This window comes from Pseudomonas sp. TE9122, from assembly GCF_056278925.1.
In genome coordinates, this window is the sequence record NZ_JBWBQI010000001.1 from 5,642,901 (window position 1) to 5,663,912 (window position 21,012).

17 protein-coding genes are annotated in these 21,012 nt (G+C 61.2%); 10 read left to right on the plus strand and 7 right to left on the minus strand.

Annotation, left to right across the window (positions count from 1 at the left end; translation table 11 throughout):
• Nucleotides 1–102 precede the first annotated feature (102 nt).
• Nucleotides 103–783, plus strand: a complete 681-nt coding sequence (locus ACZ9BE_RS25485; RefSeq protein ID WP_041477440.1) for a heavy metal response regulator transcription factor — start codon at nt 103–105, stop codon at nt 781–783.
• On the plus strand, nt 773–2,158 hold the full coding sequence (locus ACZ9BE_RS25490; RefSeq protein ID WP_476250070.1) for a heavy metal sensor histidine kinase: 1,386 nt from the start codon (nt 773–775) through the stop codon (nt 2,156–2,158). The genes ACZ9BE_RS25485 and ACZ9BE_RS25490 overlap by 11 nt, the downstream gene beginning before the upstream one ends.
• Before the next feature lie 102 nt (nt 2,159–2,260).
• Here ACZ9BE_RS25490 and ACZ9BE_RS25495 read toward each other — a convergent pair whose 3' ends face one another.
• On the minus strand, nt 2,261–3,265 hold the full coding sequence (locus ACZ9BE_RS25495) for an AraC family transcriptional regulator (RefSeq protein ID WP_476250071.1): 1,005 nt from the start codon (nt 3,263–3,265) through the stop codon (nt 2,261–2,263).
• 100 nt (nt 3,266–3,365) lie between these two features.
• On the opposite strand from ACZ9BE_RS25495, the gene ACZ9BE_RS25500 reads away from it, so the two are divergent.
• Nucleotides 3,366–4,436, plus strand: a complete 1,071-nt coding sequence (locus tag ACZ9BE_RS25500) for a fatty acid desaturase (RefSeq protein WP_476250072.1) — start codon at nt 3,366–3,368, stop codon at nt 4,434–4,436.
• A 178-nt stretch (nt 4,437–4,614) separates the two neighbouring features.
• Here the strand turns inward: ACZ9BE_RS25500 and ACZ9BE_RS25505 are convergent, their stop codons facing one another.
• The 3 genes from ACZ9BE_RS25505 to ACZ9BE_RS25515 are packed head-to-tail and all read right to left on the minus strand — an operon-like array spanning nt 4,615 to nt 8,650.
• Nucleotides 4,615–6,225: an arylsulfatase gene (locus tag ACZ9BE_RS25505; protein ID WP_476250073.1), complete on the minus strand. Its 1,611-nt coding sequence runs from the start codon at nt 6,223–6,225 to the stop codon at nt 4,615–4,617.
• 14 nt (nt 6,226–6,239) lie between these two features.
• Nucleotides 6,240–7,055 carry an ABC transporter ATP-binding protein gene (locus ACZ9BE_RS25510; RefSeq protein ID WP_041477445.1) on the minus strand — a complete coding sequence of 272 codons (816 nt, stop codon included), beginning with the start codon at nt 7,053–7,055 and terminating at the stop codon, nt 6,240–6,242.
• Nucleotides 7,052–8,650: an ABC transporter permease gene (locus tag ACZ9BE_RS25515; RefSeq protein WP_252877225.1), complete on the minus strand. Its 1,599-nt coding sequence runs from the start codon at nt 8,648–8,650 to the stop codon at nt 7,052–7,054. The genes ACZ9BE_RS25510 and ACZ9BE_RS25515 overlap by 4 nt, the downstream gene beginning before the upstream one ends.
• Nucleotides 8,651–9,045: 395 nt before the next feature.
• On the opposite strand from ACZ9BE_RS25515, the gene ACZ9BE_RS25520 reads away from it, so the two are divergent.
• Entirely contained in the window at nt 9,046–10,059 is a 1,014-nt protein-coding gene (locus ACZ9BE_RS25520) for an ABC transporter substrate-binding protein (RefSeq protein ID WP_252877226.1), read from the plus strand.
• 100 nt (nt 10,060–10,159) lie between these two features.
• On the opposite strand, the gene ACZ9BE_RS25525 is transcribed toward ACZ9BE_RS25520, so the two are convergent.
• Entirely contained in the window at nt 10,160–11,080 is a 921-nt protein-coding gene (locus tag ACZ9BE_RS25525; RefSeq protein ID WP_095181123.1) for a LysR family transcriptional regulator, read from the minus strand.
• 182 nt (nt 11,081–11,262) lie between these two features.
• Between ACZ9BE_RS25525 and ACZ9BE_RS25530 the strand changes: the two genes are divergently transcribed.
• Nucleotides 11,263–12,171, plus strand: coding sequence for a TauD/TfdA dioxygenase family protein (locus ACZ9BE_RS25530; protein ID WP_056787022.1), 909 nt, complete (start codon nt 11,263–11,265; stop codon nt 12,169–12,171).
• 197 nt (nt 12,172–12,368) lie between these two features.
• On the opposite strand, the gene ACZ9BE_RS25535 is transcribed toward ACZ9BE_RS25530, so the two are convergent.
• Together ACZ9BE_RS25535 and ACZ9BE_RS25540 are read right to left on the minus strand one after the other, a co-directional pair.
• On the minus strand, nt 12,369–13,985 hold the full coding sequence (locus ACZ9BE_RS25535; RefSeq protein ID WP_476250074.1) for an alkaline phosphatase family protein: 1,617 nt from the start codon (nt 13,983–13,985) through the stop codon (nt 12,369–12,371).
• Between the two features lie 178 nt (nt 13,986–14,163).
• Complete coding sequence (locus ACZ9BE_RS25540) at nt 14,164–15,108, minus strand: LysR family transcriptional regulator (RefSeq protein ID WP_406228008.1); 945 nt, start codon at nt 15,106–15,108, stop codon at nt 14,164–14,166.
• A 165-nt stretch (nt 15,109–15,273) separates the two neighbouring features.
• On the opposite strand from ACZ9BE_RS25540, the gene ACZ9BE_RS25545 reads away from it, so the two are divergent.
• From ACZ9BE_RS25545 to ACZ9BE_RS25565, 5 genes are all read left to right on the plus strand, one after another.
• Complete coding sequence (locus ACZ9BE_RS25545; RefSeq protein WP_476250075.1) at nt 15,274–17,634, plus strand: TonB-dependent receptor; 2,361 nt, start codon at nt 15,274–15,276, stop codon at nt 17,632–17,634.
• Between the two features lie 410 nt (nt 17,635–18,044).
• Nucleotides 18,045–18,848 (plus strand): energy transducer TonB, encoded by an 804-nt coding sequence (locus tag ACZ9BE_RS25550; RefSeq protein WP_476250076.1) that lies wholly within the window; start codon nt 18,045–18,047, stop codon nt 18,846–18,848.
• A gap of 45 nt (nt 18,849–18,893) precedes the next feature.
• Nucleotides 18,894–19,619, plus strand: a complete 726-nt coding sequence (locus tag ACZ9BE_RS25555; protein WP_041477454.1) for a MotA/TolQ/ExbB proton channel family protein — start codon at nt 18,894–18,896, stop codon at nt 19,617–19,619.
• A 1-nt stretch (nt 19,620) separates the two neighbouring features.
• A complete protein-coding gene (locus ACZ9BE_RS25560; protein ID WP_056787038.1) occupies nt 19,621–20,022 on the plus strand; it encodes an ExbD/TolR family protein in 402 nt (133 codons plus the stop codon).
• A gap of 362 nt (nt 20,023–20,384) precedes the next feature.
• Entirely contained in the window at nt 20,385–20,966 is a 582-nt protein-coding gene (locus ACZ9BE_RS25565) for an alpha/beta hydrolase (protein ID WP_041477456.1), read from the plus strand.
• The last annotated feature ends 46 nt before the right edge of the window (nt 20,967–21,012 follow it).

The following is a 21,012-nucleotide window of genomic DNA, read 5'->3' on the forward strand; positions in this document are numbered from 1 at the left end:
CCGGCGCACTTCGTCAGAACCCCGTCAGGCGGATTACAAGTTTGTAATGGGCAACGGCGCCGAACACGCCTAGCCTGTGTACCTGATCAATCGAGGTGTGCCATGCGTTTGCTGGTCGTAGAAGATGAAGCCAAAACCGCCAATTTCCTCGCCAAGGGCCTGGGCGAGTCGGGTTTCGCCGTGGACGTGGCGCTCAATGGCCTCGACGGCCGCTATTTTATCGAGCAACAGGAATACGACCTGATCATCCTCGATGTGATGCTGCCTGGCCTCAACGGCTGGCAATTGCTCCAGCTGATTCGCCAGCGCGGCGCCACACCGGTGCTGTTTCTCACCGCCAAGGACGCTATCGAAGACCGTGTGCGTGGTCTTGAGCTGGGCGCAGATGACTACCTGCTCAAACCCTTCGCTTTCGCCGAACTGCTCGCGCGCGTGCGCACGCTGCTGCGGCGCGGGCCGATGCGCGAAGCCGAGTCGTACAGCATCGCCGACCTGGAAATCGACGTATTGCGCCGACGGGTCAGTCGCGGCGGCCAGCGCATTGCCCTGACCAACAAGGAATTCGCCCTCTTGCAACTGCTCGCCAGCCGCCAGGGCGAAGTGCTTTCGCGCACGCTGATCGCCTCGCAAGTGTGGAACCTGAATTTCGACAGCGACACCAACATGGTCGAAGTCGCCGTCCGGCGTCTGCGCGCCAAGGTTGATGATCCGTACATGCCGAAACTTATCCACACCGTGCGCGGCGTCGGTTATCAACTGGAAGCGCCGGACGATGTGGAGTAAGTCGATCGCCTGGCGATTGGCACTGGCCTTCGCCATGGTCTGCGCGCTGGTGCTGAGCGCAATCGGCGTGTTTCTCTACCGCTCGCTGGCCTCGGAATTGGCCTTTCGTGATGACATGGCCTTGCTCGGTCGCCTCGAGCAAGTACGCGCCTTGCTCGCCGACAGCGACAGCCTCGACGCCTTGCAGGCACGGCCACGGTTGTATCAGAACATGCTCGGTAATCTCGACAGTCTGCTGCTGGTGCGCCGGGCCGACGGCTCCAGCGTGATCGCGATCAACCCGCGTCAGCGTGAACTGCCCGCGCTCAATGCATTACCGCGAGAGCAAATGCCGCAGCGCCGTGACGTGCTCACCTGGCAGGCCAGCGACGGCGCCGAATTGGCCTTGCTGTCCGGCCAGGCCCAAGGCCCCAACGGTGAAACCCTCACGGTGATCGCCGGCAAAGTGCTCACCGAGCGTGAGCAGATGCTCGGCAGTTATCGCCTGCGTCTGTACCTGTCCGTCGGCCTCGGCGCGGTGCTCGCGTTTGCTCTGGGCCTGTTATTGCTGCGGCGTGGCTTGCAGCCCTTGCATCAGTTGAGCGAAGCGGTGCGCAGTATCGATCTGCGCAGCCTCGATCGACGCCTGCCTACCGAGGGCACGCCGAGCGAACTGCGCGAGCCGGTGCACGCGCTCAACACCATGCTGGCGCGGCTGGACGACAGCGTGCAGCGCCTGTCGCAATTCTCCGCCGACCTCGCGCACGAAATCCGCACCCCTCTGCACACCTTGCTCGCCAGCAACGGCCAGGCCCTGAACCATCCGCGCAGCACGGCCGAATATCAGGAAGTGCTGGCCTCGAACATGGAAGAGTTCGAACGGCTCAAGCGCATGGCCGAGAACCTGATGTTCCTCGCCCGCGCCGAACAGGCCGAACGTGCGCTCAATCTGCACACACTGGACTTGCGCAACGTCGGCGACGAGCTCTGCGATTACTTCGAAGCCCTGGCCGATGACCGCGACCTCCAACTGCAAAACCGCATGCACGGCGAATTGCTCGCCGACCAGCAACTGCTGCAACGCGCCCTCGGCAATCTGCTGGCCAATGCCGTACGCCACGCCGACCCCGGCAGCCTGATCAGCCTGCAACGCCGCGATGAACCGGGTATGTGCTGGCTGCAAGTGCACAACCACGGCCCGGTCATCGCGCCTGAGCATCTGGGCAAACTGTTCGACCGTTTCTACCGCGTCGATCCTTCACGTGCGGAACCGGGAGATTCGGGTGGGCTGGGTTTGGCGATCGTGCAGTCGATCATGCAGTTGCATGGCGGGCAGGTGCGGGTGAGGAGTGACGCCGACGGCACTGTTTTTGAGCTGGGGTTTGTGGTGGTCTGACGGCCTCTTCGCGAGCAGGCTCGCTCCCACAAGGAAACGCATTCCAACGGTGGGAGCGAGCCTGCTCGCGAAGGCGCTGGATCACACAATGGTGATTTCGGATCAGCGCAACTGATCCCGAAACTGCCCCGGCGTCATCCCGGTCCAGCGCTTGAACGCGCGGCTGAAGCTGCTGGTGTCGGCGAATCCCAGCAGATAGCTGACTTCACTCAAGGAACACTGCGGGTCACGCAGGTGCAGCAGCGCGAGATTTTCGCGGCTTTCGTTGAGCAGGGTGTCGAAGCGACAGCCCTCATCCGCCAGATGCCGCTGCAGGCTGCGCAGGCTCAGGTGCAAGGCCTGGGCGATGCGCTCGGCGCTCGGTTCGCCTTCGGGCAGTTGTTCTTCAATGGCATCGCGCACCTTGCGCTCCCAGGTCAGCGGTTTGAGCTGGGCGAGGGTGCGTTTGAGTACGGCTTCGTTGTGCTCGGCCAGTTCCGGGTTGGCGTCGTCGAGGTGGCTGTCGAAGTCGCTGAGGGCGAATTCCAGGCGGTCCTCGGCGGCGGAAAAATACACCGGCGCGCGGAAGACTTTGTGCCATTGCTGGGCATCGCTCGGTTCGGGGCGGCGCAAGTACACCGCCAGCGGTGCGTAGTCACGGCCGAGGCGATTGCGGCAGGTGCGCACGTAGATCGCCGCGAAGGCGTCAATGGCTTCGACGGCCGGTGCCGGGTTGCCGGGCGGGATTTTCAGGCGGAATTGATAGCGGTCTTCGCTGCGGCTCAGCTCCAGTTCCAGCGCATCGCTGACCACCGGGTGATAGCGCACGATGCGCTCGAACACCTCGCGCAAGCTGCCGCTGGCCACCAGTGCATAACCGAGCGCGTGGAAGGTGGTCGGGCTGACGAAACGCGACACGCGCAAGCCCAGCGCCGGGTCGCCGCTGGCTTCAACGGCGAGCGCCCACAGGCGCGTGGTACCGGATAGCGGATAGCGCGCATTGGGGTCGTCCATCAGCGTTGGGTCGAGCCCGGCCTGTTGGCACAAGGCAAGGCTGTCCAGCCCGAGCGCGTCGAGTTGTTTGCGCAAGGCGCGGGTCCAGCTGGCGAGGGAGGTCGGTTCCTTCATGCGGATTGGCGCGTCCGGTCAACAGGTTGGCGTTCTTGGCTAGCGCGGATCGAACCCCGGCAAGGCACGATGCATTCATCTTAGACCCGAGGATGGAAGCATGGACGGTACTTCTGCAAGCCCTGAACGACTGAATGCGGCGCAGCGCTCGGCACATATTCGCCAAGTGGTGTTGGCCAAGGGTGCGCAATTGCGTGAGCGCTACCCGATTCTTCAGCATCAGGATGCCCTCGGTGCGGGGATTCTGGCGTTGGCGCTGGCCGGGATGATCGGCTCGGCGGCGCTGTACATCACTGGCCATATGGCCTGGTGGGTGTGCCTGCTGTTCAATGCTTTTTTCGCCTCGCTGACCCATGAGCTGGAACACGACCTGATCCACAGCATGTACTTCCGCAAGCAGCGCGTGCCGCACAACCTGATGATGGGCCTGGTCTGGCTGGCGCGACCGAGCACGATCAACCCGTGGATCCGTCGTCATCTGCACCTCAACCATCACAAGGTTTCCGGCACTGAAGCCGACATGGAAGAGCGCGCAATCACCAACGGCGAGCCGTGGGGTTTTGCCCGTCTGCTGATGGTTGGCGACAACCTGATGTCGGCGTTTATCCGCCTGCTCCGCGCCAGGACCTGGGCACACAAGTGGGGCATCGGCAAACGCGTGCTCAAGGTCTACTCACCGCTGGCGCTGCTGCATTGGGGCGCGTGGTATGTGTTTCTCGGCTTTCACGGGGCCAACGGCATCGCGCATTTGCTCGGCTCGCCCATCGAGTGGTCGGCCACCACGCTGTCGGTGATGCAGGTGATCGATATCGCCGCCGTGGTGATCATCGGCCCCAACGTGCTGCGCACTTTCTGCCTGCACTTCATCAGCTCGAACATGCATTACTACGGCGACGTCGAACCGGGCAATGTGCTGCAGCAATGCCAGGTGCTGAACCCGTGGTGGCTGTGGCCGTTGCAAGCGTTCTGCTTCAACTTCGGCAGCAGTCACGGGATTCATCATTTCGTGGTCAAGGAGCCGTTTTACATTCGTCAGATGACCGTGCCGGTGGCGCACAAGGTCATGCGCGAGATGGGTGTGCGGTTCAATGATTTCGGCACGTTTGGCCGGGCGAACCGGTTTGTGCGCGGAGATGAGGAAGTGGTGTCCGGGGAGGCGGTGGAGGCCTGACAGATGCCCCTCACCCTAACCCTCTTCCAGGGGAGAGGGGACTGATCTAGCTGTTTATGCTGGATACATCGACCTGAAATTTCGAGCCGACCTCAGGTTGGAAAAGCATGAAGATCTGCTCCCTTTCCCCCTCTCCCTCAGGGAGAGGGCTGGGGTGAGGGGGGCTTTTGATCTTGGTTCAATCCGGCTGAAACGGCGAAGCACTGAGGATCACCCCGGTCTCTTCTACATACCGCTGCCAATGCCCGATCAAGTCATTGAGTTTCTGCGGCTGACTCAACGCCAGATCATAAATCTCCCCTGGATCGCTCGCCAGATCATAAAGTTGCCAGGTCGCTGGCCCGACCGGCCCGGGAATCCATACCGCTTTCCACGAGCCCTGGCGAATCGCCCGGCGTCCGAACAATTCCCAACCGGTGACCGTATGCTCGTCATGCACCTGCGCGGTCTCGCCGGACAGGAAGCCCAGCCACGACTTGCCGCGCAGTGGCGCCACGGCTTTGCCTTTCCACTGTTTGCCCGGATGCCGCACGCCAGCCAGATCGAGAATGGTCGGGGTGATGTCCATCACCGTGCCGAAACCATGGCTGATCTGCCCTTTCAGCGGCAATTGTGGATAGTGCAGCAGCGCCGGCACGCGGATCCCGCCCTCGGTGGTGAAAGCCTTGAACAAGCGTGACGGCGCGGTTGCCACTTGCGCCCAGTTCGGCCCGTACCAGACGTAGGAATTGGCCCGGCCGATGTTGTCGAGGCTGTTGTCGTAATGCTGGTTGAGGTAGGTCATCAGCTCCGGGCCGAATTTGGGGAACGCTTCCAGCAGCGCGCCTTCGGCACCGTTGTCGGACATGAACAGGATGAAGGTGTTGTCGAGCTGGCCTTGCTGGCGCAGGTAATCGACGACCCGGCCGATGTTCCAGTCCATGCGCTCGACCATCGCCGCGTAGACCTCCATGGCTCGTGCGGAAATCTGCTTTTGCTCATCGCTCATCGCGTCCCACTGCGCGCTGAGCTGAATCAGCGGGTGCGGTTCGACGTCTGCCTCGATCAGACCCAGTGCCTTGAGTTTTTCCAGGCGTTCGAGGCGCAGCACTTGTGGGCCGGCGTCATAGCGGCCACGGTATTTCGCGACGATATCGGCGGGCGCCTGCAGCGGCCAATGTGGTGCGGAGAAAGGCAGATAGGCGAAGAACGGCCGGGTCTGATCGCGTTCCTTGAGGTACTGCAGCAGCTTGTCGCCGAAGGCGTCGGAGGAATAGAAATCCTTCGGCAACTCGTCAATAAACTGATCGTCCTCGATGTACAGCGCCGGGGTGGATTTCAGCAGGCCCGGTGTTTGCTCATCGTAGGTCGGCTCGAAACCATAGTGGTTGGCAGCGCCCGGCAACAGTGAAAACGAGCGCTCGAAACCGCGCGCATGGGGTGCCAGTTCGGCCTTCAGACCCAAGTGCCATTTGCCGCTCATCAAGGTTTGATAGCCGGCCTCGCGCAGCAGCTCGGGCAGGGCGACGACGCGGTCATTCAGGTAGCCTTCGTAGCCAGGTTTGCCGATCAGTTCCGGGGTCAACGCTTCGGCCATGGTGCCGATGCCGGCGATGTGGTGATCGGTGCCGGTCAGCAGCATCGAGCGCGTCGGCGAGCAGGTCGGTGCGGTGTGGAAATCGGTCAGGCGCAGGCCGTTCTCGGCCAGCGCATCGAGGTTCGGCGTAGCGATTTCGCCGCCGAACGCACCGATGTCGGAAAAGCCTAGGTCGTCGGCCAGAATCACTAGAAAGTTGGGACGTTGCGGCATCGCGAAACTCCTGTTCAGCAGGCAATGAACGTCAGCGGCAGATCGCGGATCTGCACCGGTGCGCTCGGTTGGTAATGGTCATCACTGGTCAGCTCGTGCAGCAGTTCTTCGCGCAGCTGATGAAAGTCGTAACTGCTGCGCTGGCGCGGGTGCGGCAGGGCGATGTCGACCACTTGCTTGATCCGCCCCGGACGCGGCTCCATCACCACCACGCGATCGGCCAGAAAAATCGCTTCCTCGACATCGTGGGTCACCAGAATCGTGGTGATCTTTGCTCGTTCGCGGATTGCCAGCAGTTCGTCCTGCATTTGCTGGCGGGTCAGTGCGTCGAGGGCGCCGAAGGGTTCGTCGAGCAACAGGATTCGCGGGCTGGCGACGAGACCGCGAGCAATCGCCACGCGCTGCGCCATGCCGCCGGAGAGTTGATGCGGATAGGCCGCGGTGAAATCGCTGAGGCCGACCAGCTCGATAAAGTCTTTGATGCGTTGTTGTTTCTGCGCTCCGCTCAGCGGTTCATTGACCAGACCGAGGCCGATGTTGTCGGCGACCGTCAGCCACGGAAACAGACGATGTTCCTGAAAGACGATACCGCGCTCGCCGCCGATGCCGCTGACGGCCTTGCCATCGACACTGATCTGTCCGCGAAACTCGGTGTCGAGGCCGACCAGCAAACGCAGCAAAGTGGATTTGCCGCAGCCGCTGGAGCCGACGATGGCGACGAATTCGCCCTCGGCAATGTCCAGGTTGAATTCGCGAATCGCCTCCAGTTCGAAACCGTTGACGGCGAAGGATTTGCCTACGTGGTTGAAGCTGACAATCGGTGCGTTCATGCGTGTCTCCAGCGGGTCGCGCGAATTTCCAGGCGTTGGCCGATCAGGTTGAGCAGGGCGCCGGTGAGGCCGACCAGCAGCATGCCGGCCATGATCAGATCCATGCGCAACAGCTGCTGCGCGCCGATCATCTGGCTGCCGATGCCGCCATTGGACGGCATGAAATATTCAGCGCCGATGGTGCCGAGCCAGGCGTAGATCAGGCTCAATCGCAGCCCTGCGAAAATCCCCGGCGCAGCGCCGGGCAGCACCAGTCGACGCAGGCGCTGGCCGAGCCTCAGGCGCAGCACTTGCGCGGCTTCGTTGAGTTGCGGCGAGAGGTTGGCGACGCTGCGCTGGGTGGCGACGAACAGCGGAAAGAATGCAGCGAGAGCGACGAACACCCACTTGGCCAGTTCGCCGAGGCCGAACCACGCGGTGAGCAGCGGCACCCAGGCGAAAATCGCAATCTGCCGCAGTGCGGCGAGTGTCGGGCCGAGCAGGCGTTCGCTGAAACGCGACAGGCCGAGGAGCAAGCCCAGGGCGAAACCGAGGCCGCCACCGATCAGCAAGCCGCCCAGGGTGCGGCTCAGGCTCAGCGCCATGCCGTTGACCAGCGTGCCGTCGAGTAGTCCGTCCCACGTCGTGCTCAGCACAGCCGCAGGGCTGATCAGAATATTCGCGTCGACCCACTGCTGATCATTGGCGTGTTGCCAGAGCGCCAACAAGCCCAGCGGCAACAGCCACGGTTGCAGGCGTTGCCAGCCCTGATAGCGCGGGCCGCGAGTGATTTGCGCGGTGGCCGGGTGCGGCCAGTGCACCAGTCTGCGGTCGAGAAGGCCGATGCCGCGATCCATGGCCACACCGATCAGACCGATGACCACGATGCACACGAACACGATGTCGAGCATGAACAGCTGCCGCGCCCAGACCATCAGATAGCCGATGCCTTCACTGGAGGCCAGCAGCTCGACCGCCAGCAACGAGGTCCAGCCGGCGGCGAGTGCCAGGCGCACGCCAGCCATGAACGCCGGCAGCGCAGCGGGAAGCACCAGACGACGAATCAGCAGACGCGGCGGCAGGCGCAACACGGCGGCGGCTTCGCGCAGTTTCGGTTGCGCATCGCGCACGCCAACCAGTGTGTGCAAGGTCACCGGCACCACAATGGCCTTGATCAGCACCACCAGTTTCAGCACTTCGCCGATGCCGAAGAACACCATGAACAGCGGAATCCACGCCAGCGTCGGCACCTGCGCCAATCCAGCGAATGTCGGAAAAACCAGGCGCTCCAGACGTCGACTGAAGCCCAGTGCGGCGCCAAGCACCGCGCCGGTCGAAACGCCTGCCAACAAGCCCCAGAACAACCGTTGCAGGCTGATCCACAAATGACTCCACAACTCGCCTTGGGCCAGTTCCACAGCGCTGCTCCACACCAGCGATGGCGCCGGCAGGATCTGCTCGCTCATCCACTGATTGCGCGCGGCCAGCCACCACAGGACGAACAGGCTGACGGGTAGCAGCCAGGGCAAAAGGCGTTGATTCAGGCTCGGCCAGGTGCGACGGCTTTTCAGCGGCGGCGCGGCTAGCGGCAGGCTGAGCAGAGATTGACGGGCCATGGGTGACCTCCGTTGTCGGGTTGCATGGCGAACCGCTTTTCATGTGGGAGCGAGCCTGCTCGCGAATGGCTGTTTCAGGCAGCACTGATGTCGGCTGGTATGGCCTATTCGCGAGCAGGCTCGCTCCCACACTGGGTTTCGTCATATATGAAACTGATCTAACAAAGTTGCGTTCGATGCTATCGGGAGATAAGCGAATCCATTTAAGGCTTGCCTGCTTACGCGCATCCAATGCATTCGAAGAATATTTTCGATGCTGTTAATGCATATCGCGCTGCAAACCGCACGCGCCCTCGCTTAGCTCATATGGATATAAAAATGTGCATTTATAGTATTTAAGTGAAGGTGTGCATCCGGCCTACTTTCGGCTCCTCAGCGATCAAGGAGCCGCACCCATGAACCTTCCCTTCAAACGAATCATCAGCCTGCTGGCCGCCCCGGCGCTTGCAGGCTTTCTTGCGCTTGGCGCCCAAGCCGAAGAACTCAAGGAAATCCGCATCGCGGTGCCCGACCTCAGCGCCGGCACTCAACACAGCGGCGGCGGCATCGTCGATGTGCTGCGCGATCAGCAGATCTTCGAAAAGGCCTTCGCCGAGCAGGGCATCAAGATCCAGTGGAGTTTCTTCAAGGGCGCCGGGCCGGTGATCAATGAGGCGTTTGCCAATGGGCAGGTCGATCTGGCCTATCTCGGTGATCTGGCCGCGATCATCGGCAAGTCCAACGGTCTGGACACGCGCCTGCTCAGCGCGACGGCGCGTGGGGTCAAGCAATACCTCGGCGTGGTGCCCGGCTCGGGGATCAAGACCTTGCAGGATCTCAAGGGCAAACGCGTGGCGATCTTTCGCGGGACGGCGACGCAGCTGTCGTTCGATGCGGCGCTGGCCAGTCAGGGCCTGAGCGAGAAGGATCTGAAGGTCATCAATCTGGATTTCAACGCGGCGGTTTCGGCACTCGCGGCCAAGCAGATCGATGCCTCGTGGGGCAGCTCCGCGCTGAGTGCCTTGCAAGCCAAAGGCCTGGCGGAATTGCCGCTCAACACCAAGGACCTTGGCGGCGCTGGCAGCGTGCAGGCGGTGCTGCTGGGTAATGGCAAGTTTGTCGACGCCCATCCTGAGGTCATTGCGAAACTGCTCAAGGCGCAGCAGCAAGCGGTCGAGTGGCTGACGCAGGACAGCAACAAGGACGCCTATGTGCAGCTGGTATCAGGGCTGGCCAGTTATCCGCCGGTGATTCTGGCTCAGGATCTGAAGGACCAGAATCTCAGTGAGATTTTCCCGTCGACACTGGATCCGGTGTTCTTGAGCGGCCTGCAGGACAAGGTCGACCTGGCGGCGCAGCAGAAGCTGATCCGCAAGCCGTTCAAGGTCAGTGATTGGGTGGCGCCTGAACTCTCAGCCGCCAAGCTTTAGATCTCCAGCGTCTTCGCTGCCCTCTTCGCGAGCAGGCTCGCTCCCACATTGGATGTGTACACAGGTCCTGTGTGGGAGCGAGCCTGCTCGCGAAAGGGTTTCAGACAGCGACGCTGACGTCCTGCCGATCCAACGCGATCAACGTCTCGATCATTGCCCTCGCTGCTGGTGATAGTCGAAACCCGGTGCGGCTGACGATGCCGCAGCGCGCGTTCATCGTTTCGAGGTTCTGCGGCAGGTTGCGCCAGTGCAGCAGCACCAGCGAGCCCTTGGCGACATCCTCGGCAAACGCCTCCTCGGTACCGACACCTATCGCATTGGATTGCAGCACCACTTTGACCAGTGCCGGAAAGTGCTCGGTCTCGATGGTCGGCGAGAAATCGATGCGCCCGCTCAGGTTCGCCAGCAGCTTGCGAATGCCCGGCGGGATCAGTGTGGCGGCCAGCGGGTAGTCGAACATGTCGTTGGTCGACAGGCTTTCCTTGGCCAGCAACGGATGCCCCGGCCGGCAGAAAAACACGCCGCGCTTGGGCGTCAGCGGTTGCGTCTGGAAATTCGGGTCGGACTCGAAATGGCGGATGTCGGCGATGAAGAATTCGATCTCTTCGCGGCTCAGCGCACGGCTGAGTTTTTCCCAGTTATCCACTTGAAAACAGGTGCGCACTTTCGGGTGCGCATTGATGAACTGCGCCACCGCATCCGGCACCAGTTTCACTGCCGGCGCCGGGCCGCAGCCGAAGTGCACTTCGCCAGCGTCGAGCTTGGTCATCTGCGTCACTTCGGCGCTGAGCAAAGCTGCGCCCTGCACCAGGCTCAGGGCGTGTTGCAGCACCACCTGGCCTTCGGGCGTCGGGCGCAGATCCTTGTTGCCGCGATCGACCAGCACGCAACCGAATTCCTGCTCCAGCCCCTGAATGCTGCGGCTGAACGCCGGTTGAGTGATGCCCATGGCGTCTGCCGCACGGACAAAACTGCGGTGTTCGTTAAGGGCGATGAAGTAGCGCAACTGGCGAAGATCCATATGCTTTTCCGGCATCCTAAAAATAGCTCGAAGGCATTTGCGACGAGGGTTGCTTGAGGTTTTAAATGCAAGCTCTTATTCCGTCAACGAAGCATGTGATTATCTATTAGATGTAAATGGAATATAGATAGAGCGTTGTTTCGCTGCCGTCAAAACCGCAAGCCGTCGATGAGGGTCTTCCCATGAGCAATGCCGCACTCGCTGTAAAACCCGTTTCTCACGCGCTGGAAATTCACCCGGTGGCCGGTCGTATCGGTGCCGAAATCCGCGGCGTCCACCTGTCCGGTGAGCTGGACGCCGCCACTGTCGAAGCCATCCAGCAAGCCTTGGTCGAATACAAAGTGCTGTTCTTCCGCGAGCAGACGCAACTCGACGATCAGCGTCAGGAAGCCTTTGCCCATCTGCTTGGCGAACCGGTGGCGCACCCGACCGTGCCGGTGCGTGAAGGCACTCGCTACCTTCTGGAGCTGGACGGCGCCGAGGGCCAGCGCGCCAATTCCTGGCACACCGACGTGACCTTCGTTGATGCCTATCCGAAAGCATCGATCCTGCGCTCGGTGGTTGCGCCGGCATTCGGCGGCGATACGCTGTGGGCCAACACCGCGACCGCCTACAGCGGTTTGCCGAGCGAGCTGCGTGAGCTGGCCGACAAACTGACCGCTGTGCACAGCAACGAGTACGACTACGCCGGGGCGAAGCCGGACGTCTCGGCAGAGAAGCTGGAGCGCTATCGCAAAGTCTTCACCTCGACCGTCTACGAAACCGAGCACCCGGTGGTGCGCGTGCACCCGATCAGCGGCGAGAAGAGCTTGCTGCTGGGGCATTTCGTCAAACGCATCAAAGGTTATTCACAGGCCGATTCGGCACACCTGTTCGGCTTGCTGCAGAGCCATGTGATCCGCCAGGAAAACACCGTGCGCTGGCGCTGGCAGGCTGGAGATGTGGCGATCTGGGACAACCGCTCGACGCAGCATTACGCAATTGATGATTACGGCACCCAGGATCGCGTGGTGCGCCGGGTGACGCTCAAGGGCGAGGTGCCGGTGGGGGTGAATGGGCAGCGCAGCCAGACCATCAAAGGTCGTGATTGAAGATCAAGAGCCCCTCACCCCAGCCCTCTCCCAGAGGGAGAGGGAGCCGACCGAGTTATCTTGCGTTATGCATCGACCTGAAAGACCTTATCGATTATGGATTCGGTGAAGCTGGATCAGGTCGGTGCACCTCTGAAATATCCCCCATTCAGTCCCCTCTCCCTCCGGGAGAGGGTTAGGGTGAGGGGCTCTTCCCGCTACCAAACACCAATCTGAACAACCTTCTCGGTTTCCGGTTCGCCATAACGAAACCGCTGCCCGCGCAAATCGATCTCCGGATGGCTGATCGTCGTCCGCCGCTTCAACCCCCTCATCCACTCAAACAGATATCCGGCATGCTCCTCGCGCACCGCCGCGTATGCCGGGTCCTCACCCAGATCATTCAGCTCCTGCGGATCATTCAACAGATCAAACAGCTGCGGTCTAAACCCGTCGTACGCCAGGTATTTCCAGCGCTCGCTGCGCACCATGGTCATGCGGCAACGGTCGATCGGCTGGCCGAGACGTTCCCGCGCCGGGGCCTGGAAGGCGTAGTCGTATTCGCTGATTGCATAGCGGCGCCAATCGGGATTTTCCCCGTGCAGCAACGGGATCAATGAACGCCCTTCAAGCCGATGCTCTGCTGCCGGCAATCCCAGTGCTTGAAGAAATGTCGGCAGCGCATCGATGGTTTCTGCCAAGCGCTCATCGACAGTGCCGCGAGTGACATCCGCCGCCCCCCGAGGATCGCGCACGATCAACGGCACACCCACCGCCTGCTCGAGCAAAAACTCCTTCTCGCCGAGCCAATGATCGCCGAGGAAATCGCCGTGATCGCTGGTGAACACGATCAACGTGTCATCCCAGCGCCCGTTGCTCTGTAGAAAATCGAACAGTCTCCCCAACTGATCATCCACTTGCTTGATCAGGCCCATGTAGGTGGGGATTACATTCAATCGTACTGAATCGCGGGAGAAGTTGCGGCTTTCCTCATGTTGGCGAAAGGCAGTGTATACGGGGTGTTTGCTGGCTTCGGAGAGCGTCGCGCGGATCGGTTGCAGAATCGATTTCGTACTGTACAAGGCGTGGTATGGCGACGGTACGATATATGGCCAATGTGGTTTGATGTACGAGAGGTGTAAACACCAGGATTTGTCGCCTTGCTCAGCGATGAAGTCGATGGCCCGAGTTGTAGTGTAGACAGTCTCTGAGTGTTGCTCGGGAATTCGTGCTGGCAAATTCGCATGACGCATTTTCCAGCCGCTGAGGATTTCACCGTTCTCGCCTTCGGCGGCATTCGCCCAGTCGTGCCAGGGATTCTTGCCATCGAAGCCCTGCGCGCGCAGGTATTGGGTATAGGGCGCGGATTCGCGCTTGTCGTCGAATGACGGATCGTCGGGGTAGATGCCGTCGTGGCGCAGGTAGGGTTCGAAGCCGACCTCATTGAGCAACTCGGCTTGCGCGCTTTGCGGGTTGATCGCCAGCCGCTGCAAGGCGTCGACATTGGCCGTCGCATGGGTCTTGCCGACCAGCGCGGTGCGGATGCCGTGAGGTCGCAGGTAATCGCCGATCGTCAATTCATCCAGCGGCAACGGCACCGAGTTCCAGGCCACTTGATGACTGCTGACATAGCGCCCGGTGTAGGCCGACATCCGCGACGGGCCGCAGATCGTGCCTTGGGTGTAGGCACGGCTGAAACGAACGCCTTCGGCAGCGAGGCGATCGATGTTCGGTGTGTGCAGATGCGGGTGGCCGTAGCAGGACAGGTAATCGCGGCGCAGTTGATCGCACATGATGTACAGCACGTTGCGCACGGGGTTGGATGGGGTGGGCATGGAGTTCACCGGTCAGTGGGACAGGTGAGGGTTTTCGCTGTCGGTGGGGGGTTTCGGCAAGTGCATTTGGGGAATGGTTTTTATGCAGCGATTGCATCAGCCTCTTCGCGAGCAGGCTCGCTCCCACATTTGAAATGCGTATTCCTGTGGGAGCGAGCCTGCTCGCGAAGGGGCCAGCTCAGACCGCGAAATTCTCCAGCGAACACACCTCCTCATCCTCCGCATCAATCGCCTTGATCTGTTCGATCATCGCCTCGGCCAGTGGCGACAACCGATACCCCGCGCGGCTGACAATCCCATAGCGGGTGTACAGCTCCTCCAGATCATCCGCCAGGCCTTCGATCTTCAAACAGACCAGCTCACCCTTGGCCAGATGCAGCGCATCGGAATACGCGCCGACAATTCCGATCGCCTCCGAACGCAGCACCACGCTCAACAGCGTCGAACCGTTTTCGCATTCCACATTCGGGGTGAAATCAGGGCTGCCGCTGAGGTCGACGATGACCTTGCGCAGGTTCGGCGGGCGGATGCTGACCGCCAGTGGATAACTCAGCAATTGCTCGGCAGTGATGCGTTCAAACGCCGTCAGTGGATGCCCGGCGCGGCAGCAGAAATGCCATTTGCGCGCCCGCAGGCGGTGGGTCTGGTAATCCGGGTCGGCCTCGAATTGTCGGGTATCGGCGACGAAAAATTCGAACTCTTCGCTGAGCAGGCGTTTGCTCAGGCTCTGCCAGTCATCGACCAGAAACTGTACGCGCGCTTTCGGGTAGCGGCCGATGAATGCGCCGATCGCGCGCGGGATCAATCCGGCGGCTGGCGCCGGCCCGCAACCAAAGCGCAATTCCCCGGCCTCGAGGCCATTGAACTGGCTGATCTCATTGGCCATCTGCTGCGCACCGCTGACCAGTCGCCGCGCATGTTCGAGCAGCACATGGCCCTGTTTGGTCGGCGGCAATTCCTTGCGCCCACGGTCGACCAACTGGCAGCCGACGCTGTGTTCCAGTGCTTGGATGCTGCGGCTGAATGCCGACTGCGACAGGTTCACCGCCTGCGCGCCAGCGACAAAGCTGCGTTGCTCAACCAGAGCGATGAAGTGACGCAATTGGCGCAAGTCGATATGCATTTTTCACATAAAAAATATCCGGGAAATGCATTGGATATGCATTAGGTCGACTCCTTATAAAGGCAATCTATTATGCAGTAAATATTTGTAAATCCATAAATAAATAACTGAAAAGAATATGCAGCACTGAAGATGTCTGTGTGTTTTTTGACCAGGAGCCGCGCCATGAGTCCGTTGAATCTCGCGTTACCCCCATCTCCCCGACGGCTCAAACGCCTGCCTTTGGCGCTGTTGCTGGCAGGCAGCGCCAGCTGGACTCACGGCTATGCCGCCGAAGCCGAAACCCCTCCGCCCGTCCCCGCAGACACAGCGGCGGCCAACGGTTCGCAGCTGGAAACCGTGACCGTCACCACGCGCCGCCGCGAAGAAAGTTCGCAAGACGTGCCGACGCCAATGAGCGTGGTCAGCGGGCAGAATCTGGAGACGCAGCGGGTTTACCGGATTCAGGATTTGCAGCAACTGGTGCCCAGCGTCAACGTCGCTTACATGCATGCGCGGCAGTCCAGCGTGTCGATCCGTGGCCTCGGTAACAACCCGGCCAGTGATGGCCTGGAAGGCAGCGTTGGCCTGTACATCGATAACGTTTATCTGGGCCGTCCGGGGATGGCGGTGTTCGACTTGATGGATATCGAGCAGCTTGAGGTCTTGCGCGGGCCGCAGGGCACGCTGTTCGGCAAGAACACCACCGCCGGGGTCATCAATATCAGCACCCGTGCGCCCAGTTTCACGCCTGAGCGCAGCATCGAAACATCGGTCGGCGAGGACGGTTATTTCCAGACCAAGGGGACGATTTCCGGGCCGCTCAATGATGAGTTGGCCGGACGTTTTTCCGCCTATCGCACGCGCAGTGACGGCGACATCAAGAACGAATATGACGGCCACGACCTCAACGGCGGCTCCCGCGAGGGCTTCCGCGCGCAGCTGTTGTTCAAGCCCAATGAAAATTTCAATCTGCGCTGGATCGGCGATTACAACGAAGAAGATTCCAGTGCCGGCACCCGCGTGCTGTACAACACCGGGCCGACCATCAACGGCGTCAATCTGTATGAATCGCGGGCCAGCGCGGCCGGGGCGACGCTGGTCAACGGCCGGCATCGCAAGGTCAATCTCGACAATGACCAGCACGTCACCGTGCATCAGGGCGGCACGTCGGTGGAAGCCAATTGGACGTTGCCGAGCGACTTCACCCTGACCTCGGTCAGTTCGTATCGCTTCTGGAATTTCACCCCGCGCAACGACGATGGCCTCAACGTGCCGGCCAGTTACAACGCCGGCGTGTCGGTGGAAGACAAACAGTATTCGCAGGAATTTCGCCTGGCCTCGCCCAAGGGCGAGTTCTTCGATTATGTGGTCGGCGCCTACTATTTCGGCTCGGACCTGGACAACAAATCCTTCGCCTATTACGGCCCGCAAGCGGATATCTGGAACGGCACGCCGGCAGGCGCCCTGGCCAACGTCAGCAGCGTCGGCAACGGCCATATCAAGACCGACAGTTTCGCCCTGTTTGCCCAAGGCACCTGGCACCTGAGCGAGCGGCTGGATTTCACCGCCGGGGTGCGTGGCACCTATGAGGAGAAAAACGCCTCGGTCAGCCGCAACGCGCCGCTCGGTGGCGTGGCGGTGGCGGGTGCGGCAGCCAATGCGCGTCGCGGCCGTGCCGGCGTCTACGATTCCGGAGACTTGAATCAGTACAGCTCCAGCCCCTCGGGACTGCTCAACCTGAGCTATCGCATCACCGACGATGTGCTCGGTTACGCCACGCTGTCCCACGGCGAGAAATCCGGCGGGGTCAACCTTGCGGTCGGCTCCGCACCTACCGCTGGCGCCGACTCGTTATTGATCGGCACCGAGCGCGCCAACAACGCCGAACTCGGCTTCAAAAGCACCCTGTGGGATCGCCGCCTGCAACTCAACGCCAACGTGTTCTGGACCCAGGTCAACGCTTACCAGACCAACGCCTACGACGCCGCCAACCGCGTGCAATACCTGACCAACGCAGGCTCGGTGCGCTCGCGCGGCATCGAGTTCGAAAGCACCTTGGTGCCGCTGCGTGGCCTGACCCTGAATTTCAACGGCTCCTATAACGACGTCAGCTACCTTTCGTACAAGGATGCGCCATGCCCGCCGGAAGTCAGCCAGGCCCCGGGTGCGCCGGCCTCCTGCGATCTCAGCGGCCATCAAGTGGTCGGCGCGTCGAAATGGATCGGCAACGCCAACGGCGAATACAAATGGAATCTGGATAACGGCTTCGAACCCTACGTCACCGGCAGCTACGCGTTCCGCTCCAAAGCGGTGGGCACGGTCGAGGATTCCGACTACGGGCAGATCCCCAGTTACGCGGTGGTCAACTTCTCTACCGGCCTGCGCGGCGATTTCAATCAGGGCCAGTGGGACGTCTCGCTGTGGCTGAAAAACGCCTTCGACAAAACCTATTACACGACCCTGTGGACCGGCGGTAACGGCGGCTATGAAGGCCTGCTCGGCACCCCGCGCACCCTCGGCGTTACCGGTCGCTACGACTTTTAATTGAGCTTTCAAGGCGCTGACCTGGACATGGCCGTTCAACCAATCCTCAGCGGCGCCGGCAAGCAGACGCAGCTGATCGACAGCGACGGCGGCAATCGCGCCTAACATCGACATTCAGCGAACCAAAACCAGCCTTTTAAGGCGTTAACGGATGCCGTAGCCGAATACTTTTCATGCCGTAAAAGCATGGCGTTTATGGCAGATCGGTGCAGCCCTTGTAGTGCGCGGCTTCGGTAAAAACGGGCGATTTGTATATTCCTTGAAGGCCTATGGATAACGTTAAAGATTACTTTCGGTGATAAGCGTCCACAGCCAATGATTGCCCCATCGACTACGCCGTGGGGGCTTCAAGAATGGCGGGTCGATCGCTTTGGCTCGTAGAACGGAAAGAGACCGCAGGGAGTTGAACAATGGGCAATGTCCAGACCGCCGCCAGCGCAGGGGAATTGCTGTGGCGGCACACGCCGAGTGGCGAGCTGGTCGATCTTGGCCGGCCGCATAGGGTGCCGTTGGGGCAGTTGCGTTTGCAACGTGCTCCCAAGGGCATTTTGAGTCGACGCGAAACCCTTTTGCTCGGTGTGCTCGCGTTGGTCGTGCATGGCGCGGTGATGTACTGGGTCAGCCAGAAGCCGACGCCAGTGCTGCCGGTGGTACCGCCGGAAATTCCGCCGATGACCATCGAGTTTTCGCGTCCGGCTCCGCCCGCGCCGCCGGTTGTTGCGCCGCCGCCGCCGGCGCCGGTGGTCGAACCGCCACCGCCAGTGGAAGACGAATTGGCGGTAAAACCGCCGCCGCCCAAGCCGATTCCCAAACCCAAGCCGGTGGTCAAGGCGCCGCCCAAACCCGCGCCCAAGCCGGTGGAGCAAGCGCCAGCGAAACCGGCAGCCCCGGTCGCCGCGCCAGCGCCTCCTGCGCCACCGGCACCGGCGCCCGTTACCCCGGCTTCAGCCAACGCTGCGTATCTGAAAAATCCGGCACCGGAATATCCGTCACTGGCCCAGCGTCGCGGTTGGGAAGGCACGGTGTTGTTACGGGTGCATGTGTTGGCCAGCGGTAAACCGGGCGAGATCCAGATTGCCAAAAGCAGTGGCCGGCAGCAGCTCGACGACGCAGCGCTCAACGCTGTAAAGCGCTGGAGTTTCGTTCCGGCCAAACAGGGTGATGTCGCCCAGGACGGCTGGGTCAGCGTGCCCATCGATTTCAAGATTCATTAAACCGAAACCAAATTCGCGCGAAATGTTTACACGAGGGAACACATCATGACGTTACTGGCATCTCCACTGGAATCCATCGAAAGCGCGGTGATCTGGCTGCTGGTGGTTTTTTCCGTCGCCACTTGGGGCCTGGCGTTGCTCAAGGCTGTGCAGTTCGGTCGTCTGAAAGCGCAGGATCGGCGCTTTCACAAACGTTTCTGGGCGGCGTCGAGTCTGGATGCCGCGGCAGAGTTGAGCGAAACCCAGCCCGGCGCCGCAGCGCGAGTGGCGCAGGCTGGCTATGCAGCGATCCAGGTGGGCGAGGCGCCGCAGGCGAATGATCTGAGCCAGGCGATCAACCATCAGGATCGCCTCGAGCGTGCCTTGCGCCAGCAGATCGTCCGCGAACGGCGTTCGCTGGAAACCGGTCTGGCGGTTGTCGCGAGTATCGGCAGCACCTCGCCGTTCATTGGTCTGTTTGGCACGGTGTGGGGAATCATGGAGGCCTTGAAAGGCATCAGCGCCGCCGGTTCGGCGAGCCTGGAAACGGTGGCCGGCCCGATCGGTGCGGCACTCGTCGCGACCGGCGTGGGGATCGCCGTTGCGGTGCCGGCGGTGCTGGTTTACAACTATTTTTTGCGAAGGCTGAAACTGACCGCCGCGGATCTGGATGACTTCGCCCACGACTTCTACAGCCTGGCGCAGAAGAGCGCGTTCCGCGTGCTGATCCACCCGACCGCACACAAAGTGGCAACGTCGGGCAACGCGGCAAAAGTGAAGGAGGCCTCCTGATATGGCCTTCTCCACGCAAGACACGGATGAGGTGCTCAGTGAAATCAACGTGACGCCGCTGGTAGACGTGATGCTGGTGCTGCTGGTGGTGTTTATCGTCACCGCGCCGCTGCTGACCAACGCGATCCCGATCAACCTGCCGAAGACCGAAGCGGTGGCGCCGGTCGAGCAGAAGGATCCGCTGGTGGTGAGCATCGACGGCGTCGGCAAACTGTTTATCAACAAGGACGAGATTCAGCCCGACTTGCTCGAATTCAACCTCAAGTCGGCCAAAGCCAAGGACCCGGAGGTGCGCGTGCAATTGCAGGCCGATGACGGGGTGAATTACGGCGAAGTGGCGCGAGCCATGGCTTCGATCGAACGGGCGGGGATTACCAAGTTGTCGGTGATTACTGCGCGGTGACAGATTTCGTTTTTCCGGGGCCGTCTCCTTGGCAGGGTGCGGCCCTTTTTTTGCGTTCAGTTTTTGAAAAGCCCCTCACCCTAGCCCTCTCCCGGAGGGAGAGGGGACTGACCGGGTTGTCTGGCGGCTATACACCGATATGAGAAATCCAGTCGAACTCAAGATTTGAAGAGCCTGAAGATCAGCTCCCTTTCCCCCTCGCTCCTTGGGGGAGAGGGCTGGGGTGAGGGGGAAGAAGCTTATGCCCTACACAGATCACATATTCGATACAGGTATTAATAAATAGCTTCTTATTCCTTAACGAATATAACTCCTCTCCCTATACTCGACCCGGAACAGACACGACGCAGGAGAGCTTCCCCATGCGCAACGAATCAATCCGCTACCTGATTGTGCCGGGCTGGCAAGGATCGCCAGAAGATCATTGGCAAAGCCATTGGCAGAACAGCCTGCCGAACAGCGCACGGGTGGAACAGGCCGATTGGCTGACGCCGCGTCGTGAGGACTGGGTCGCCGCGCTGGCCGAAGCGATTGCCGCCGACAGCACGCCGGTCATTCTCATCGCTCACAGCCTCGGTTGCATCACCGTTGCCCACTGGGCGGCGACAGCGCCGTTGCAATACCTGCGTCAGGTGCGCGGGGCGTTGCTGGTTGCGCCGGCCGATGTCGAGCGTCCTGCATGTGCGCCGGCACTGCGCAACTTCGCACCGATTCCGACCGATCTGTTGCCATTCCCCAGTCAGGTCGTCAGCTCCGACAACGACGCCGCCGTCAGTGCCCCGCGCGCGCTCGAACTGGCACGTAACTGGGGGGCGGAGGCGGGGATTCTTGCCGGTGCCGGGCACATCAACGTCAAGTCCGGGCATCAGCGTTGGGAGCAGGGTTTCGCCTATCTCTATCGCCTGCAAAACCGCCTGGAAGACCACGCCCGCCGTCGCGCCTGATCTAATTTTTCAACGCCCCCGTCGGCTGGCGGTTTTGGGCGGGAGC

What these genes read in the sequence shown, in the direction of transcription:
- ACZ9BE_RS25535 (WP_476250074.1), bottom strand. Translation starts at nt 13,985, where the DNA reads ATGCCCACCCCATCCAACCCCGTGCGCAACGTGCTGTACATCATGTGC.
- ACZ9BE_RS25555 (WP_041477454.1), top strand. Translation starts at nt 18,894, where the DNA reads ATGACGTTACTGGCATCTCCACTGGAATCCATCGAAAGCGCGGTGATC.
- ACZ9BE_RS25565 (WP_041477456.1), top strand. Translation starts at nt 20,385, where the DNA reads ATGCGCAACGAATCAATCCGCTACCTGATTGTGCCGGGCTGGCAAGGA.
- ACZ9BE_RS25550 (WP_476250076.1), top strand. Translation starts at nt 18,045, where the DNA reads ATGGGCAATGTCCAGACCGCCGCCAGCGCAGGGGAATTGCTGTGGCGG.
- ACZ9BE_RS25560 (WP_056787038.1), top strand. Translation starts at nt 19,621, where the DNA reads ATGGCCTTCTCCACGCAAGACACGGATGAGGTGCTCAGTGAAATCAAC.
- ACZ9BE_RS25495 (WP_476250071.1), bottom strand. Translation starts at nt 3,265, where the DNA reads ATGAAGGAACCGACCTCCCTCGCCAGCTGGACCCGCGCCTTGCGCAAA.
- ACZ9BE_RS25485 (WP_041477440.1), top strand. Translation starts at nt 103, where the DNA reads ATGCGTTTGCTGGTCGTAGAAGATGAAGCCAAAACCGCCAATTTCCTC.
- ACZ9BE_RS25500 (WP_476250072.1), top strand. Translation starts at nt 3,366, where the DNA reads ATGGACGGTACTTCTGCAAGCCCTGAACGACTGAATGCGGCGCAGCGC.
- ACZ9BE_RS25525 (WP_095181123.1), bottom strand. Translation starts at nt 11,080, where the DNA reads ATGGATCTTCGCCAGTTGCGCTACTTCATCGCCCTTAACGAACACCGC.
- ACZ9BE_RS25520 (WP_252877226.1), top strand. Translation starts at nt 9,046, where the DNA reads ATGAACCTTCCCTTCAAACGAATCATCAGCCTGCTGGCCGCCCCGGCG.
- ACZ9BE_RS25545 (WP_476250075.1), top strand. Translation starts at nt 15,274, where the DNA reads ATGAGTCCGTTGAATCTCGCGTTACCCCCATCTCCCCGACGGCTCAAA.
- ACZ9BE_RS25530 (WP_056787022.1), top strand. Translation starts at nt 11,263, where the DNA reads ATGAGCAATGCCGCACTCGCTGTAAAACCCGTTTCTCACGCGCTGGAA.
- ACZ9BE_RS25505 (WP_476250073.1), bottom strand. Translation starts at nt 6,225, where the DNA reads ATGCCGCAACGTCCCAACTTTCTAGTGATTCTGGCCGACGACCTAGGC.
- ACZ9BE_RS25510 (WP_041477445.1), bottom strand. Translation starts at nt 7,055, where the DNA reads ATGAACGCACCGATTGTCAGCTTCAACCACGTAGGCAAATCCTTCGCC.
- ACZ9BE_RS25540 (WP_406228008.1), bottom strand. Translation starts at nt 15,108, where the DNA reads ATGCATATCGACTTGCGCCAATTGCGTCACTTCATCGCTCTGGTTGAG.
- ACZ9BE_RS25490 (WP_476250070.1), top strand. Translation starts at nt 773, where the DNA reads ATGTGGAGTAAGTCGATCGCCTGGCGATTGGCACTGGCCTTCGCCATG.
- ACZ9BE_RS25515 (WP_252877225.1), bottom strand. Translation starts at nt 8,650, where the DNA reads ATGGCCCGTCAATCTCTGCTCAGCCTGCCGCTAGCCGCGCCGCCGCTG.